This is a genomic window from Microbispora sp. NBC_01389 (assembly GCF_045040095.1).
Lineage (GTDB): Bacteria > Actinomycetota > Actinomycetes > Streptosporangiales > Streptosporangiaceae > Microbispora.
Genome location: NZ_CP109552.1, coordinates 5,771,764 through 5,786,648, shown reverse-complemented (window position 1 = coordinate 5,786,648; position 14,885 = coordinate 5,771,764). Strand labels below are relative to the sequence as shown.

The 14,885-nt window shown below is 72.8% G+C and carries 16 protein-coding genes; 11 read left to right on the top strand and 5 right to left on the bottom strand.

Going from position 1 to position 14,885, the window contains the following annotated elements:
• The first annotated feature begins 72 nt into the window (after window positions 1-72).
• On the top strand, window positions 73-486 hold the full coding sequence (locus OG344_RS25600) for a recombinase family protein (RefSeq protein WP_405085267.1): 414 nt from the start codon (window positions 73-75) through the stop codon (window positions 484-486).
• 762 nt (window positions 487-1,248) lie between these two features.
• Window positions 1,249-2,700 (top strand): rifampin monooxygenase, encoded by a 1,452-nt coding sequence (rox, locus tag OG344_RS25595; protein WP_405089171.1) that lies wholly within the window; start codon window positions 1,249-1,251, stop codon window positions 2,698-2,700.
• An 80-nt stretch (window positions 2,701-2,780) separates the two neighbouring features.
• Here the strand turns inward: rox and OG344_RS25590 are convergent, their stop codons facing one another.
• Entirely contained in the window at window positions 2,781-3,203 is a 423-nt protein-coding gene (locus tag OG344_RS25590; protein WP_405085266.1) for a VOC family protein, read from the bottom strand.
• Window positions 3,204-3,306: 103 nt separating this feature from the next.
• On the opposite strand from OG344_RS25590, the gene OG344_RS25585 reads away from it, so the two are divergent.
• On the top strand, window positions 3,307-4,260 hold the full coding sequence (locus OG344_RS25585) for a helix-turn-helix transcriptional regulator (protein WP_405085265.1): 954 nt from the start codon (window positions 3,307-3,309) through the stop codon (window positions 4,258-4,260).
• Between the two features lie 8 nt (window positions 4,261-4,268).
• Here the strand turns inward: OG344_RS25585 and OG344_RS25580 are convergent, their stop codons facing one another.
• Window positions 4,269-5,195, bottom strand: coding sequence for a hypothetical protein (locus OG344_RS25580; RefSeq protein ID WP_405085264.1), 927 nt, complete (start codon window positions 5,193-5,195; stop codon window positions 4,269-4,271).
• A 165-nt stretch (window positions 5,196-5,360) separates the two neighbouring features.
• Here OG344_RS25580 and OG344_RS25575 point away from each other — a divergent pair, with 165 nt between their 5' ends.
• The gene (locus tag OG344_RS25575) at window positions 5,361-5,774 is read left to right on the top strand and encodes a MarR family winged helix-turn-helix transcriptional regulator (protein ID WP_405085263.1); all 414 of its coding nucleotides are present in this window, start codon (window positions 5,361-5,363) and stop codon (window positions 5,772-5,774) included.
• A 14-nt stretch (window positions 5,775-5,788) separates the two neighbouring features.
• Here OG344_RS25575 and OG344_RS25570 read toward each other — a convergent pair whose 3' ends face one another.
• Entirely contained in the window at window positions 5,789-6,241 is a 453-nt protein-coding gene (locus OG344_RS25570) for a winged helix-turn-helix transcriptional regulator (RefSeq protein WP_405085262.1), read from the bottom strand.
• A gap of 90 nt (window positions 6,242-6,331) precedes the next feature.
• Here OG344_RS25570 and OG344_RS25565 point away from each other — a divergent pair, with 90 nt between their 5' ends.
• Together OG344_RS25565 and OG344_RS25560 are read left to right on the top strand one after the other, a co-directional pair.
• On the top strand, window positions 6,332-6,880 hold the full coding sequence (locus OG344_RS25565) for a dihydrofolate reductase family protein (RefSeq protein ID WP_405085261.1): 549 nt from the start codon (window positions 6,332-6,334) through the stop codon (window positions 6,878-6,880).
• A gap of 102 nt (window positions 6,881-6,982) precedes the next feature.
• The gene (locus OG344_RS25560; RefSeq protein WP_405085260.1) at window positions 6,983-7,366 is read left to right on the top strand and encodes a TIGR03618 family F420-dependent PPOX class oxidoreductase; all 384 of its coding nucleotides are present in this window, start codon (window positions 6,983-6,985) and stop codon (window positions 7,364-7,366) included.
• A gap of 66 nt (window positions 7,367-7,432) precedes the next feature.
• Here the strand turns inward: OG344_RS25560 and OG344_RS25555 are convergent, their stop codons facing one another.
• On the bottom strand, window positions 7,433-8,851 hold the full coding sequence (locus tag OG344_RS25555; protein WP_405085259.1) for a xylulokinase: 1,419 nt from the start codon (window positions 8,849-8,851) through the stop codon (window positions 7,433-7,435).
• 180 nt (window positions 8,852-9,031) lie between these two features.
• Here OG344_RS25555 and trpB point away from each other — a divergent pair, with 180 nt between their 5' ends.
• Genes trpB through OG344_RS25540 form a run of 3 tightly spaced genes read left to right on the top strand, consistent with a single transcriptional unit; the run spans window position 9,032 to window position 11,930 of the window.
• Window positions 9,032-10,237, top strand: a complete 1,206-nt coding sequence (gene trpB / locus OG344_RS25550; protein WP_405085258.1) for a tryptophan synthase subunit beta — start codon at window positions 9,032-9,034, stop codon at window positions 10,235-10,237.
• Entirely contained in the window at window positions 10,234-11,130 is an 897-nt protein-coding gene (trpA, locus tag OG344_RS25545) for a tryptophan synthase subunit alpha (protein ID WP_405085257.1), read from the top strand. Before trpB ends, trpA begins: the two co-directional genes overlap by 4 nt.
• Entirely contained in the window at window positions 11,127-11,930 is an 804-nt protein-coding gene (locus tag OG344_RS25540; protein WP_405085256.1) for a GntR family transcriptional regulator, read from the top strand. Before trpA ends, OG344_RS25540 begins: the two co-directional genes overlap by 4 nt.
• On the opposite strand, the gene OG344_RS25535 is transcribed toward OG344_RS25540, so the two are convergent.
• Window positions 11,923-12,915 (bottom strand): hypothetical protein, encoded by a 993-nt coding sequence (locus OG344_RS25535; RefSeq protein WP_405085255.1) that lies wholly within the window; start codon window positions 12,913-12,915, stop codon window positions 11,923-11,925. The genes OG344_RS25540 and OG344_RS25535 overlap by 8 nt on opposite strands.
• Window positions 12,916-13,047: 132 nt before the next feature.
• On the opposite strand from OG344_RS25535, the gene OG344_RS25530 reads away from it, so the two are divergent.
• Together OG344_RS25530 and OG344_RS25525 are read left to right on the top strand one after the other, a co-directional pair.
• Window positions 13,048-14,229, top strand: coding sequence for a sensor histidine kinase (locus tag OG344_RS25530; protein ID WP_405085254.1), 1,182 nt, complete (start codon window positions 13,048-13,050; stop codon window positions 14,227-14,229).
• The gene (locus OG344_RS25525; protein ID WP_327045807.1) at window positions 14,217-14,882 is read left to right on the top strand and encodes a response regulator transcription factor; all 666 of its coding nucleotides are present in this window, start codon (window positions 14,217-14,219) and stop codon (window positions 14,880-14,882) included. The genes OG344_RS25530 and OG344_RS25525 overlap by 13 nt, the downstream gene beginning before the upstream one ends.
• Window positions 14,883-14,885 lie beyond the last annotated feature (3 nt).

The following is a 14,885-nucleotide window of genomic DNA, read 5'->3' as shown; positions in this document are numbered from 1 at the left end:
AATAGGCCGTTATCACGTACATCTCCGCGCCCTGGTCCTGTTGCGCAGCCCGGCGACCTCGATCGCACTGGTTTGAAGGACCAGCTCCTGGACCGGCATATCACCGCACTCACCGCGGCGGGCCGTCTGCGGATCTTCGCCGACAAGAAGTCCGGCAAGAACGTCGAGCGCGAAGAACTCCGGAAGGCCCTGGACTACCTACGCGAGGGCGACACACTGGTCGTGCCGTCGCTGGACCGCCTCGGCCGATCGCTGCAGGACCTCATCACGATCGTCGCCGGCCTGCGCAAACGCGGCATCGGGTTCCGGTCACTGAAAGAGGCTTTGGACACCACCACGCCGGGAGGACGGCTGGTATTCCACGTTCGCCGCGCTCGCGGAGTTCATCCGCGAACTCATCATCGAAAGCACCAACGAGGGCTTGGCCGCCGCCAAGGCCCGAGGCCAGCACCTTGGACGCCCCCGGCGAATACGTGCCCGAGTTGAAGTCCAGCGGCGACCGCCAAGCCAGCTCGCGGATCGCACCGGGGACCAGATCGGGCATGCGTCGTACGACGAGCAGCGGATTCGCATTCACCGTGATGGCCGGAGACCAGGGAGTGTAGCCGTGGCGGGCCACCCGGCCCGCCCGGCTTCACCCGGAAGGTGCCGGGCCCGATGACGACGACGTCGTAAGTGGTGGTGCTGTCCATGTCAGTTTCCCTTCGCGGCGCGGCCGAGACGGAAGGCCGAGATGAGGAACAAGATGCCACCGGGGATGGCGTAGCCGGCCGCGTTGATCAGCGTCGGGCCGGCCGAGGCGGCACTATCGATGAAGGATGCACCGGCGAGTGCGGAGATGCCGCCACTGATGATCGGCCACTAGCCGCTCATCTTGCGGCGAGTGACACCCACGAGCAGCTGGACCAGCCCGGCCACGACCGCCCCGCCGGCACCATCCGGGCCCTCAGCGAGTCCATCGTCCAGGGCATCCAGTCCCCCGGCTCCCGGGGATGCGCCTTCCTCAACGCCGCCGCCGAGTGAAAAGGATTGGACGGGATGATGCTCGGGCTTGTAGCTTGCGGTCGACCGTGACACCGCCCCCGAGGAGGTGAGACCCATGAACGCTGTATCGATGTGGGTGCTCCCCCTTCCCGTCACGGCCGGGCGATTGACGTAGGTGTCGCCGGGAGCGCCTCGCCACCAAGGCACTCCCGAAAGGCAACACCTATGGACTTTCAGTTCGCCTCCGAGCCGTCGTCGGACGAGATGGTCGAGCGCGACCGCGCGCCGCTCAAGTTCGATGTGATCATCGCCGGGTGCGGGCCGACCGGTGCGATGCTGGCCGCCGAACTGCGGCTGCACGATGTGCGGGTACTCGTTCTGGAGAAGGAAACCGAGCCCGCGTCGTTCGTCCGCATAGTCGGTCTGCATATTCGCAGTCTCGAGCTGATGGCGATGCGCGGACTGCTCGAGCGCATTCTCCGGCAAGGAAGACGGCGTCCGGCCGGTGGTTTCTTCGCCGCCATCGCCAAACCCGCGCCCCAGGGCCTGGATTCCGCGTACGCGTATCTGCTGGGCATCCCGCAGCCGGTCATCGAGCGCCTGCTCGAAGAACACGCGATCGAACTGGGTGCGCAGGTCCGGCGTGGTTGCGCGGTCACCGGTTTCGAGCAGGACGACGAGGGTGTGACCGTCGAGCTGGCCGACGGGCAACAGCTGCGTTCGCGCTACCTCGTCGGCTGTGACGGCGGGCGCAGCACGGTGCGTAAACTGCTCGGTGTCGGCTTCCCCGGCGAGCCCTCACGCAACGACACGCTGATGGGTGAGATGCGCGTGGGCGCGCCGCCGGAGGAGATCGCCGCCAAGGCGACCGAACTCCGCGAGACCCATCAGCGATTCTGGCTCCGGCCCTTCGGCGAAGGGGTCTACAGCGTCGTCGTCCCGGCCGCGGGAGTCAGCGACCGGGCGAAGCCGCCCACCCTGGAGGATTTCAAACAACAGTTGCGCGCCATCGCCGGAACCGATTTCGGCGTGCACTCCCCGCGCTGGATGTCCCGCTTCGGGGATGCCACCCGGCTGGCCGAACGGTACCGGGTCGGGCGGGTGCTTCTGGCCGGGGATGCGGCACACATCCACCCGCCCATCGGCGGACAGGGCCTCAACCTGGGCGTTCAGGACGCATTCAACCTCGGCTGGAAACTGGCCGCACAGATCCGCGGCTGGGCGCCGGACCCACTGCTGGACACCTACCAGGCCGAACGCCATCCGGTCGCCGAGGAGGTGCTGGACAACACCCGCGCCCAGATGGAACTGCTGTCCACCGAACCGGGCGCGCAGGCCGTGCGCAGGCTGCTCACCGAACTGATGGACTTCGACGAGGTGAACCGCCACCTGATCGAGAAGATCACCGCGATCGGCATCCGGTACGACTTCGGCGAAGGCCCCGACCTGCTCGGCCGCCGGCTGCGCGACATCGACGTGAAACAGGGCCACCTCTACGGTCTGCTGCATCGCGGCCGCGGCCTGCTGCTGGACCGCACCGAACGCCTGACCGCCGGCGGCTGGTCAGACCGGGTCGATCACCTCGCGGACCCCACTGCGGCACTGGATGTTCCCTGCGTCCTGCTACGCCCCGACGGCCACGTCGCCTGGATCGGCGACGACCAGCAGGACCTGGACGACCACCTCTCCCGCTGGTTCGGCAAGCCCGCCGGCTGATCGCGCCTGAGCAGCGCCCGGCCCGCCGCCGCGAGCTCGTGGAGGCTTACCCCAGCGAGCTCGCAGCGCGCCCCCGCTGCTCAGCCGGTGTGTTCGCTCGCGACGTCCACGACCCAGACGACGCCGAAACGGTCGGTCAGCATGCCGTAGAGCGGAGCCCACTGCGCGGGTTCCAGGGGCCGCGCGATGGTCGCCCCGTCGGAGAGCTTCTCCCAGTACGCGGTGATCTCCTCGGTGGTCTCGCCGCGGAGGGAGAGGAAGAACGAGTTCTCGCCCCGGTCCCACGGCAGGCCCGAGGGCACGTCGTAGGCCATCACGTGGAAGCCGTTACCGGCGACCACTTGGCCCCACATCACCTGGTCCGCCTCCGCCGGGTCCTGCACGTTCCCGGCGTCCTTGTAGGTGACGACGACGAGATGACCGCCGAAGACGGACTGGTAGAACTCCAGCGCCGCGCGGGCGTCGCCTCGGAAGTTCAGATGAGTGACGGACTTGACGGACATGCCGCTCCTATTGGTTCTGGACGCTGTGCAGCGCCTCATGTGCGACAACAGTCGCAGGGGTAGCGGTCAGGATGTGGCCGCTACCTGCGGCACACTGGATTGCATGCCGAAGACCTCAGCGCGACTGCTGGCGTTGCTCTCGCTGCTCCAGACGCGCCGGGACTGGCCGGGGGCGCTGCTCGCCGAGCGGCTGGAGGTCAGCCCGCGCACCGTGCGCCGTGACATCGACCGGCTGCGCGAACTCGGCTATCCCATCGCGACCTTCAAGGGACCCGACGGCGGGTACCGGCTGGACGCCGGCACGGAGCTGCCCCCGCTGCTGTTCGACGACGAGCAGGCCGTCGCCCTGGCCATCGCGCTCCAGACCGCCGTCACCAGCGGTGCCGGCATCGAGGAGGCCGCGGCCCGAGCGCTGAACACCGTACGGCAGGTCATGCCCGCACGGCTGCGCCACCGGATCGACACCCTCCAGGTCACCGCCGTCGAGCGCCCCGCGCCCCGACCGGCCCCGCAGGTCGGCGCCGAGGTGATCATGGCCCTCAGCGCCGCCGTCCACAGTCATGAGGTGCTGCGCTTCGACTACGTGCCGGGGTCCCTGCCGCGGCGGGCGGAGCCCCACCACCTCGTCACGTGGGGCGGGCGCTGGTACCTCGTCGCCTGGGACCTCGACAGGGAGGACTGGCGCACCTTCCGCGCCGACCGGATCACCCCGCACATCCCGGCCGGGCCCCGCTTCACCCCGCGCGAGCTGCCCGGAGGAACGGTGGCCGCCTTCGTGGCCGCCAGGTTCCGGGGCTCCGACGGCTCCGGCGACTGGCCCTGCCGCGGTGAGGTGATCCTCGACCTGCCCGCCGCCGTCGTGTCCCACTACATCCGCGACGGGGTCGTCGAGGAGCTCGGCCCGGACCGCTGCCGGCTCGTCTTGGGCTCGTGGTCGTGGACCGGACTGGCCGCCGCCGTCGGCAGGTTCGACGCCGGCATCGAGGTCGTCGGCCCGGCCGAGCTCAAGGCCGCCTTCGCCCACCTGGCCCGCCGCTACGCGGACGCCCTGCGGTGACGTGGCGGCTAGGGGACGAAAACGATGCGGTCGTCGGTCTCGGCGGTCCACGCCTGCGCGACCTGGGCGAGGGGCACGGCGCGGGCCCGTACGTCGATCGCGCCCGCGGCCACCGCTGAGGCGAGCTCCGGCAGCTCGGCGAGGAAGTCCCGGGCGGGAACCGAGCCGATGCCGCTGCCGACGATCTGCAGGCGGGCGGAGCGCAGCGCCGCGGAGGGGATCGGCGCGGTCTGGCCGGCGACGGATCCGATCTGGATCCAGATCAGCGGGGCGGTGCGGTCGGCGCGGGCGGTGAGCATCGGAATCATGGCACCGGCGGCGCATTCACCCCACACGTAATCGATGACCACGTCGACGTCGGCCGCGTGGCCGATCCGGTCGAAGGTGATCGTCTCGTCGGCGCCGAGCCCGGTCAGCGCCTTCAGGCGGGTGATGTCGCGACCGGCGGCGATGACCTGGGCGGCGCCGAACAGTTTGGCGATCTGGACCGCCATCCGTCCGGCGCTGCCGGTGGCGCCGAGGACGAGGACGCGCTGACCGGCGTGGAAGCCGACGCGCCGGCGCAGCGCGACCCAGGACGACATGGCCGGGTTCATCGCGGCGGCGATCCGCACCGGGTCGATGCCGTCGGGCAGGATCACGCTGCGACGAGGGTCGATGAGGGTACGGTCGGCGAACGTCCCCAGAGTCGTGTCGTCCAGGACCACGTAGCGGACGTTGCCCTCCTTGTCGCGTACCACACCGTCGACGCCGGGGACGAGCGGGTGCACACCGTTGCTGGAGTAGTGCGAGCCGTTCGCCTTGGCCCTGGTCAGATGGTGCAGACCGGCCGCGAGGACCTCGACGACCATCTCGTCGCCGTGCCGCTCCGCAGGGTCGGGGTGATCGCCGTAGACCGGCGGGGCATCGGCGGTTCGGATGACGGCAGCGCGCATGGTGGCCTCCTGTAGATATGGTTTGCATTACCAACCATCTCCATAATGGTTGGTAATGCAAACCATGTCAACGGAGGCGGTACGACGCGGGCGGAGTCACTCGCCGCTCGCGCGGGCCGGCTCGCTGGTTGGGATTGCCAACCATGCCGGAGCTACCATGACGGCATGACCGCCGCCGACGATGTCCTGGACGCCCTCGTCCGGACCACCTTCGAGGTCGCAGGCGTGCTGACCCGCATCGGCGGCGAGAACGACCTGTCGCTCACCCAGCTGCGGGTGCTCGGCATCCTCCGCGATCGCCGCGCCCGCGTCACCGAACTGGCCGCCTACCTCGGCCTGGACAAGTCCACGATGTCCGGCCTCATCGACCGGGCCCAGCGCAGAGGACTGCTGACGCGTGGCAGGAGCCCCGACGACGGCCGGGTCGTCGAGGTCTACATGACCCCGGCCGGGCTCGAACTGGTCGAGCGAGTGCATGACGAAGTCCGGCGCGCCCTGGCGCCCAGGACCGGCCGCCTTGGCCCGGAACAGCTCGATCAGCTCGTCGGCCTGCTCGAACTCGTCTCGGCCCGCCCGTAGCAAAGACACCGCGGTCAGGCGGCGGCACCCGGGCCCGGCAGCGGGTCGACGTCGCCGGCGTGCATCGGCTGGCCGCAGTGGGCGCAGCGCAGGTCGACGTGACTGATCTGGCCGCAGGCGTGGTGGCGGTAGAGCACCGGCGGCCCGGCTTCGCCCGCCAGCCACCTGTCTCCCCAGCCGGCCATGACCATGAGCAGGTCGACCAGCTCGGCGCCCATCTGGGTCAGGTGGTATTCGTATCGCGGCCGGTTGTCGTAGGGGCGGCGTTCGAGCACGCCCTGGTCGACGAGGTGGTTGAGCCGCTCGGTCAGCACCTTGCGCGAGATCCCGAGGTCGGCCTGGAGCTGGTCGAACCGCCTCATGCCGACCCACACGTCACGCAGGATCAGCGGCGACCACGGCTCCCCGATCACGTCGAGCGTGCGTGCGATGGAGCAGGCCATCTCCCCGAAGTTCGTGCGTTGCATGCGATCAGTCTAGCGGTTGGGGTTCCCTCAAGGAACTTTAGATGCTATGGTCATGGAGTCTCTTCAGGGAACCCAAAAGGATCCGGCGCGATGAGCAAGGTCTTCAGCGCCCACGCGGTGTCGGTCGACGGGTACATCACCGGGCGTGACCCCGGCACCGGGCGCGACACGCCCAGCCAGGTGTTCGGCGGGTTCAACCTGAGCGGGCCAAGCGCGCAGGTCTTCGACACCCTCGCCGGACGCGTCGGGGCGATCGTGGCAGGCCGCACCGCCTACGACGACTCCGATGGTTTCGGAGGCGGCAGCCCTCACCCCATGGCGCGGGTCTTCGTCCTCAGCCATCGACCGGCGCCGGAGATGACCGAGCGGCAGACCCTGATCACCACTGGCATCGAGGACGCGGTCGCGGCGGCGCGCGAGGCCGCCGGCGGGAAGGACGTCGGCCTCATGGGCGGCGGCGTCGCGACCGAGGCGCTCAGGGCCGGGCTCGTCGACGAGGTGATCCTCCACCAGGTGCCGATCCTGCTCGGCGGCGGCCGCCCCTTCTTCCAGGCGCTGCCCGAGCACGTGCGCCTGCGCCTCGTCCACGCCTTCCCGGCGCCCGGTGTCACCCACCTCCACTACCAGGTCGAACGCTGACCTTCGTCATCGGCTGCCGGGCTCTCCCCCGCTTCCGGACGGCACCACCGCAGTCGCCTGCCATGCCGCATCACTCACCGACATCCCCGCAAGGAGAAGCAGATGCTCAACCCCGACGTACGCCGCGCCTTCGACGGCACCTCGCTGGCCCACCTCGCCACCGTCCTCCCGGACGGCTCGCCCCACAGCGTCCCCCTCTGGGCGGGCACCCACGGCGACCACATCGTCTTCCTCACCGGCCCGCACTCGCGCAAGGCCCGCAACCTGCGCCGCGACCCGCGGGTGGCGCTCTCCCTGACGCCCGCCGACAACCCGTTCGAGCCCGTCATCGTCCGCGGACGGGTCGTCCGATGGCTCGAAGGCGACGCGGCATGGGAGATCATCGACCAGATCTCCGAGAAGTACATCGGCCGGCCCTACTCCCGGGCGGAGGAACGCGTCGTCGCCGTCATCGAACCCGGACGGCAGACCGTCGGCGTCAGCTGAACAGAGTCCAGGCTCATTGCGGTTCGGTCCAGGGACCGCGCCGCAGCGGAAAATGCGCTGTCGCCGTCAGTCGGCGGCGCGGTCGACGACGTTTTCGCGGGCCGCGGCGTACCGTTCGCGGATCGCCGGTACGGCGTCCGCCTCGTGGGTCTCGACCTGCCCGACCGTCCACGACGGTGGCCGCGGCCCGCCCGACAGTACCCAGGCCGCCTGGCGGGCGGCTCCGTCGGCGACGTACTCCCCCAGTGGCGGGACGAGCACAGGGCGGCCGAAGACCGTCGGCGCGATCCGGCGCACCGCCTCCGAGCGGGCGCCGCCGCCGACCAGGATGACCCGGTTGACCGTCGCCCCCTGCGCGATCATCGCGTCCAGCCCGTCGGCGAGCGCGCACAGCATCCCCTCCACCGCCGCGCGGGCCAGGTGCGCGGGGGTCGAGGTCCGCAGGGTCAGGCCGTGCACGGCTCCGGTGGCGTGCGGGAGGTTCGGTGTGCGCTCGCCCTCCAGGTAGGGCACCAGGACCAGCCCGTCGGCGCCCGGCGGGGCGGTCAGCGCCAGCGCCGACAGCTCCGCGTGGTCCACCCGCAGCATGGTCGCGGCCGCGTCCAGCACCCGGGCGGCGTTGAGCGTGCACACCACCGGCAGGAACCGGCCGGTCATGTCGGCGAACCCGGCCACGATCCCGCTCGGGTCCGCGGCCGGCACGTCGGAGACGGTGGACACGATGCCGGAGGTGCCGATCGACACGATCACGTCGCCCGGCTCGGCGCCGACACCCAGCGCCGCCGCGGCGCAGTCGCCGGCGCCGGGGCCCAGCGGCGCGCCGGTCCGCAGGCGCCCGGCCTGGCCGGTCGGCCCGAGCACCTGCGGCAGCAGCACGTCGTCGCGGCCGAACGCCAGCCGGATCAGGTCCAGGCGATACTCACCGGCCGCGGCCGACCAGTATCCGGTGCCGCTGGCCTCGCTGCGGTCGGTGCGCAGCGCGTCGAGCCCCGGCGCGCCGGACAGCCGCCAGGTCAGCCAGTCGTGCGGCAGGCACACCGCGGCCGTACGGGCGGCGTTGTCCGGCTCCGCCGTGGCCAGCCAGCGCAGCTTGGTGACGGTGAAGCTGGCCACCGGCACCAGGCCGACCGCCTCCGCCCATGCTCGCCGTCCCGCCTCGCCGCCGCCGAGATCCGAGATCAGGTCGGCGGCGGCGCCGGCCGAGCGGGTGTCGTTCCACAGCACGGCGTCCCGGATCACCGCGCCGCCGGCGTCGAGGCACACCATGCCCTGCTGCTGCCCGGCGATCGAGGCGGCCGCCACGTCGTCCAGTCCGCCGGCCTGTGCGACCGCGTCGGACAGCGCGGCCTCCCACGCGGCCGGCGGCACGGCGGTGCCGACGGGATGCGGTGCGCGGCCTTCGCGCACCAGTTTTCCGGTCTCGGCGTCGCGGACGACGACTTTGCACGACTGGGTCGACGAGTCGACCCCGGCGACGAGGGGCACCGGTCCTCCGGGGGGTGTCGGGTGCGGGTGGCTGCGCTGGGTCTGCTGTCGAGATCATGACACAGCCGGTCGTGCGCGACGTCGCCGGCCAGGGATCCGTGGTGGCGCGCCCAGGCTCCCCCATGCCACACTCACTGTTATAGAACTCAATCATGAGTTATAGAACGATAGGAGTCTGACATGCGAGACGTGTCGCTGTGGCGTGAGCCGGTCCCCCCGGACGGGCTGATGGGCGAGCCCCCGGCGCGGGGCCGGTTCGGTGAGTACGGCGGACGGTACGCGCCGGAGTCCCTGGTGGAGGCGTGCCGCGAGGTGGACGAGGCGTTCCGGGAGGCCTGGGCGGACCCGGGGTTCCGCGGCGCCCTGGCGCGGCTGCTCGCCGTGCACGCCGGGCGGCCGACCCCGCTCACCCCGGCCCTCCGCCTGTCCGAGGAACTGGGAGTGCGGCTGTATCTCAAGCGCGAGGATCTCACCCACACCGGGTCCCACAAGATCAACAACGTGCTGGGTCAGGCGTTGCTGGCCACCCGGATGGGACGGCGCAGGCTGATCGCCGAGACGGGGGCGGGCCAGCACGGGGTGGCCACCGCGACCGCCGCCGCGCTGCTCGGGCTGGAGGCCACGGTCTTCATGGGCGAGCGCGACATCGAGCGGCAGTCGCTGAACGTCTTCCGGATGCGCATGCTGGGCGCCGAGGTGGTCCCGGTGACCACGGGCAGCCGTACCCTCAAGGACGCGACCAGCGAGGCCATGCGGCACTGGGTGGGTGCGACCGGCGACTCCCACTACTGCATCGGCTCGGTCGTCGGCCCGGATCCGTACCCCTGGATGGTCAGGGAGCTTCAGCGCGTCATCGGCGACGAGGCCCGCGCGCAGTGCGCCGCCGAGCTGCGGACCGGCGTCCCGGACCACGTGGTGGCGTGCGTCGGCGGCGGCTCCAACGCGGCCGGCACGTTCGCCGGTTTCGCCGGCACCCCGGCGCGCCTGGTCGGTGTCGAGGCGGAGGGCGGCGCCGGGGCGGCCCGCGGCCGGCTCGGCGTCCTGCACGGTTGCCGCTCGCTGTTCCTGCAGGACGGCGACGGGCAGATCACCCAGGCGCACTCCGTCGCCGCCGGGCTCGACTATCCGGGAGTCGGCCCGGAGCACGCCCACCTGCGCGACCTGGGCCGGGCCCGCTACGTCACCGTGACCGACGACGAGGCCGTGCGCGCGGCGGTGCGGCTGGCGCGCACCGAGGGCATCGTCCCGGCACTCGAATCGGCGCACGCCCTCGCCTGGGTGATCCGCGCGGCGGGCGACGGCGACCTGCCCGCGGGATCGACGGTGCTGATGACGTTGTCCGGCCGCGGCGACAAGGACGTCTCGACCCTGAAGGAGCTGCTGTGACGAACCCCAGGACGAACCCCAGGACGAACCCCAGGACGAACCCCAGGACCAACCCCAGGACGGACCCCGGAGCGGACCCCGCCCTGGCCGCGGGCGCGGTCGAACGCCACCTGCGCGCCCGCCGGGACACCGGCCGCGGCCTGCTCATGCCGTATGTCACCGGGGGGATCACGTCCGGCTGGACGGAGTACCTGCCGGCGTTCGCCGCCGCCGGGGCGGACGCGATCGAGGTCGGCCTGCCCTTCTCCGACCCCACGCTGGACGGCGTCACCATCCAGCGGGCGAGCGACACGGCACTGGCCCGGGGGGCGAGCACCCGCCGGATCCTCGCCGACCTGTCCGATCTGTCTGGTCTGCCGGACCTGGGCGTGCCGTTGGTCGTCAGCACCTACTACAACCTGGTGCTGCACGACGGCCCCGAGACGTTCTGCGCCGCGCTGCGCCGGGCCGGCGTCGGCGGCCTGATCGTGCCCGATCTGCCGGTGCGCGAGGCGGACGAGCTGACCGGCGTGGCCGCCGGCGCCGGGATCGAACTGGTCCTGCTGGCGTCTCCGGCGACGCCGCAGCCGCGACTGGCGCAGATCGCGGCCCGGAGCCGCGGATTCGTCTACGCGGTGTCGCTGATGGGCACCACCGGTGAACGGGCCGCCCTCGCCGCCTCGGCGGCGGAGCTCAGCGGGCGGATCAGGCGCGTCACCGACCGGCCGGTCTTGCTAGGATTCGGCATCTCCACCCCGGACCAGGCACGCGAAGCCCGCCGGCACGCCGACGGCGTGGTGGTCGGCGCCGCGGTCATGCGGCGGGTGCTCGACGGGGCCGGGCCGGACGACCTGCGGGCCTTCCTCGCGCCCCTGCGGCAGGCCCTCGACCAGGAGTGTGACCGACCACGATGACCCCCGAGGCGACCCCCGAGGCGACCCCCGAGTTGACCCCCCGGGCGACCCACGACGCCGGGCACGAGGCGAGATACCGCGCCATCGCCGCCGACCTCGCCGCGAAGATCCGGTCGGGGCACTACGCGCCCGGTGCGGCCCTGCCGCCGCAACGGGAGCTGAGCGCCTCCTACGGGGTGACCCTCATGACGCTGCGCCAGGCGTTGCGGGAGCTCAGCGACGAGAGACTGATCGTGCAGCGGCCCGGCAAGGGCACGTTCGTCGCCCCGCCCCACCTGGCGTACCAGCTCGACTCGCTCCGCAGCCTGGTCGACGACCTGCGTAAACAGGGCCACGACGTGCGCACCGCGGTGGCCGGGCGGGCGGTGCGCCGGGCCCCCGCCCGGATCGCCGCGGAGCTGCGGCTGCGCCCCGGCGACACCGCCCTGCGACTGGAGCGGGTCCGCGAGTTCGCGGGGCGTCCCGCCGTGCACCAGGTGTCCTGGGTCCGCCGGCCGGTCGCCGACCGGATCCGCGACCGCGACTTCACCGCCGTCTCCCTCTACACGGCCCTCGCCGACGCGGGGGTGACGGTCGCCCGGGCCTCCGAGGTGGTCCGGCCCGGGCTGCTCGACCCCGCCGCCGCCCGCCACCTCCAGGAGCCGCAGGGCAGCCCGGTGCTCGTCAGCACCCGGATCACCTACACGCTCGACGCCACCCCCGTGGTGTCCGACCACGCCACCATCCTCGGCAGCATGATGGAGATCCGCGCCGAACGCGCCGCCACCGGCCTCTCTCTCACCTGGGGCGCCGTCAGCTGAGCACCTGTGCGCGGGCCGTCGAGCGGCCCAGCACGGCCAGCAGGCCCGCCATGACCACGCCGACGGCCGCCAGGCCGGCGCGGTCGGCGCCCGTGTCGGTGTTGGAGATCAGCCCGAAGGCGGTGTGGGCGACCAGGGCGCCGGAGGCCAGGGCGAGGCTGTGCCGGTCGGTCCATCGGCCGCCCGCCGTCCACCGGCGCAGGAGCCACGCGGCGGCCACCGCCACGACGGCGGCGGCCGACATGGGCACGAGCACCCACCCGCCGTGCGTGAAGGCGGGCCGGGCCGCGCCGCCGAAGGGGAACAGCAAGGCCAGGTATGCGAAGGCGGCGACCGCGCCGAACAGCCCCGCCGCCGCGGGCGCGGGCGGCCCGATCGTCCCCGCGGGCGGACGGAACTTCAGCCGTAGCCCGGCCGCCACCAGCAGGGCCACGGCGACGGCGCAGCCCGTCAGGACCGCGGGCGGCGCCTGATAGCCGGGGTCGATGGAGGTCACGACCGTCACCCGCAGCAGCAGCGCGCCGAGGACGAAGACCGCCCCGGCCACCCACGTGCCGAGCCTGCCGAGGTAGGGCCGGTCGCGCAGGGACGGGACGATCAGATCGGTCAGGAGGATCGGGATAGCGGCGCTGAAGACCGCGTGGTAGGGGATCTGCAGCTCGGTGTAGGCGCTGTTCAGGCCCAGGATCCGGGGCGCCCACCCGGCGGCGCCGTACATCGTGGGGCTGCTCAGCGCCTGCAGCGCCAGGCCCTCCTCGACGATGCCGTACGCCGCGCCGAGCAGCAGCACCCCGGTCCAGCCCGTCCCGGCCCGCCGTACGAGCTCGCGCACCAGGACGACGCCCGCGCCGTAGATCGGGATCCACAGCAGCAGGAGCCAGGCCATGCGCAGCGGTGGGTTGCCGAGGGTGAACTCGGCCACGAGCGGTGTGATCACCGCGAGGAGTAGTGCGGCCAGGCGGCCGCGCGTCTTGTTCGCCGTCATGCGGCCAGCGTGTGCCGCGCGCACCACCCGCGTCTTCCGCCCCGGGTCCCGCCCGTGGCAACCCAGGTGACAACCCAGCGTCGACTTTGGTTGCTGCCGCCGCCCGGCCCGCGGTCGTTACGCTGGGCGTCCGTGACGGCAGACGTACGGCCCGGCCCGGCCCGGACCCGGCGGGACCGGGCGATCCGGGCGGGGAGCGTCGCCTGCGCGCTGGCCGCGGCGGCGGTCGTCGTGCGAGGCGATCTCGGCGCGGCGCCCGCCTGGCACCTGGCCGCCGACGCGGCCGGCGGCGCGGCGGCGTGCGGGGCGCTGTGGCTGTCGCGCCGGTGGCCGGCCACCACGGCGCTGATCGCCGTGGCACTGGCGGTGCCCGCCGCCTCGGCGTCGGTCGCGGCCGGCATCGCCACGCTGATGACCGCCCTGTACCGGCGTTCGGCCGTGGCGATCGTCACGGGCGCGGCGTGGGTGGCGGCGACGCTGGCCCGGTTCTGGCTGCGGCCGCCGGGCCTCGCGCCGTACCCGGTGTGGGCGCTGGTCGCGGTGCTGTTCGGGGTGGCGCTGACCGGATGGGGGATGCTGGCGCGGGCCCGCCGCCAGCTGGTGCTGTCACTGTCGGAGCGGCTCCGCAGGGCCGAGGAGGAGCAACGGCGGCGCGTCGAGCAGGCCCGCCACACCGAGCGCCTGGCCATCGCCCGCGAGATGCACGACGTGCTGGCGCACCGGCTGTCGCTGCTGGCGCTGCACGCCGGGGCGCTGGAGTTCAACGCGCGGGCCGACCCCGCCGAGGTGGTCGAGGCGGCGGCGGTCATGCGCTCCAGCGCCCACCACGCGCTGCAGGAGCTGCGCCAGGTCATCTCGGTCCTGCGCGAGGCGCCCGTCCTGGCCGGGCTCGACCTGCCGGCGCTGGTCGAGGAGGTACGGCGGGCGGGCATGCGCGTCGACGTGCACGACGGCGGCGTGCGCCTGCCCGGCCTGCCGGGCGCGACGGCGCGGGCCGCCTACCGGATCGTCCAGGAGGGCCTCACCAACGCCCGCAGGCACGCCCCCGGCCGGCCGGTGACCGTACGCCTCGACGGCGCTCCCGGCCGGGGGCTGACCATCGAGGTGCGCAACCCCGTCGCGACGTCCGCCGCCGGTTCCGCTTCCGGTTCCGCCTCTGTGGCGGGTCCTCTCGCGGGTGAGGGCGCCGGCCTGGCCGGGATGCGGGAGCGCGCCGAGCTGGCGGGCGGCCGGGTGGAGGGGGCGGGTGTGGAGCGGGCGGGTGTGGACGAGGGCGAGTTCCGGCTGGCGGTCTGGCTACCATGGCCGGTGTGAGCGCCATCCGCGTGCTGGTCGTGGACGACGACCCGCTCGTGCGGGCGGGTCTGACGCTGATGCTCAGGGGCGCCGACGAGCTCGTCGTGGTGGGCGGTGTGGCCGACGGCGCCGACGTCGCGGCCGCGGTCGACGCGCACGCGCCCGACGTGGTGCTCATGGACATCCGGATGCCGGGCCTGAACGGGATCGACGCCACCCGACTGCTGCGGCGGCGGCCCGACCCTCCCCAGGTCGTCATCCTGACCACGTTCGACGCCGACGAGCACGTCTTCGGGGCGCTGCGCGCCGGGGCCGGCGGGTTCCTGCTCAAGGACACCCCGCCGGAGGGCATCGTGGACGCGGTCCTGCGGGTGGCGGCGGGCGAGCCGATCCTGTCGCCCGGCGTGACCCGGCGCCTGATCGCCCACCTGGCGCCCGAGACGGAGGACCGCCGCCGGGACGACGCGCGCAGGCTGCTGTCGAGGCTCAGCGACCGCGAGCGCGAGGTCGCCGCCGCGGTCGGCCGGGGCAGGTCCAACGCGGACATCGCGGCCGAGCTCCACATGAGCGTCGGCACGGTCAAGAGCTATGTCTCCCGCATCCTCGCCAAGACCGGCCTGGACAACCGCGTCCAGCTCGCCCTGATCGCCCACGACGACCCGCCGGCGTGACCC

What these genes read in the sequence shown, in the direction of transcription:
- OG344_RS25565 (WP_405085261.1), top strand. Translation starts at nt 6,332, where the DNA reads ATGAGCAAGGTCTTCAGCGCCCACGCGGTGTCGGTCGACGGGTACATC.
- OG344_RS25575 (WP_405085263.1), top strand. Translation starts at nt 5,361, where the DNA reads ATGACCGCCGCCGACGATGTCCTGGACGCCCTCGTCCGGACCACCTTC.
- OG344_RS25560 (WP_405085260.1), top strand. Translation starts at nt 6,983, where the DNA reads ATGCTCAACCCCGACGTACGCCGCGCCTTCGACGGCACCTCGCTGGCC.
- OG344_RS25570 (WP_405085262.1), bottom strand. Translation starts at nt 6,241, where the DNA reads ATGCAACGCACGAACTTCGGGGAGATGGCCTGCTCCATCGCACGCACG.
- OG344_RS25535 (WP_405085255.1), bottom strand. Translation starts at nt 12,915, where the DNA reads ATGACGGCGAACAAGACGCGCGGCCGCCTGGCCGCACTACTCCTCGCG.
- rox (WP_405089171.1), top strand. Translation starts at nt 1,249, where the DNA reads ATGGTCGAGCGCGACCGCGCGCCGCTCAAGTTCGATGTGATCATCGCC.
- trpB (WP_405085258.1), top strand. Translation starts at nt 9,032, where the DNA reads ATGCGAGACGTGTCGCTGTGGCGTGAGCCGGTCCCCCCGGACGGGCTG.
- OG344_RS25590 (WP_405085266.1), bottom strand. Translation starts at nt 3,203, where the DNA reads ATGTCCGTCAAGTCCGTCACTCATCTGAACTTCCGAGGCGACGCCCGC.
- OG344_RS25525 (WP_327045807.1), top strand. Translation starts at nt 14,217, where the DNA reads ATGGCCGGTGTGAGCGCCATCCGCGTGCTGGTCGTGGACGACGACCCG.
- OG344_RS25540 (WP_405085256.1), top strand. Translation starts at nt 11,127, where the DNA reads ATGACCCCCGAGGCGACCCCCGAGGCGACCCCCGAGTTGACCCCCCGG.
- OG344_RS25585 (WP_405085265.1), top strand. Translation starts at nt 3,307, where the DNA reads ATGCCGAAGACCTCAGCGCGACTGCTGGCGTTGCTCTCGCTGCTCCAG.
- OG344_RS25580 (WP_405085264.1), bottom strand. Translation starts at nt 5,195, where the DNA reads ATGCGCGCTGCCGTCATCCGAACCGCCGATGCCCCGCCGGTCTACGGC.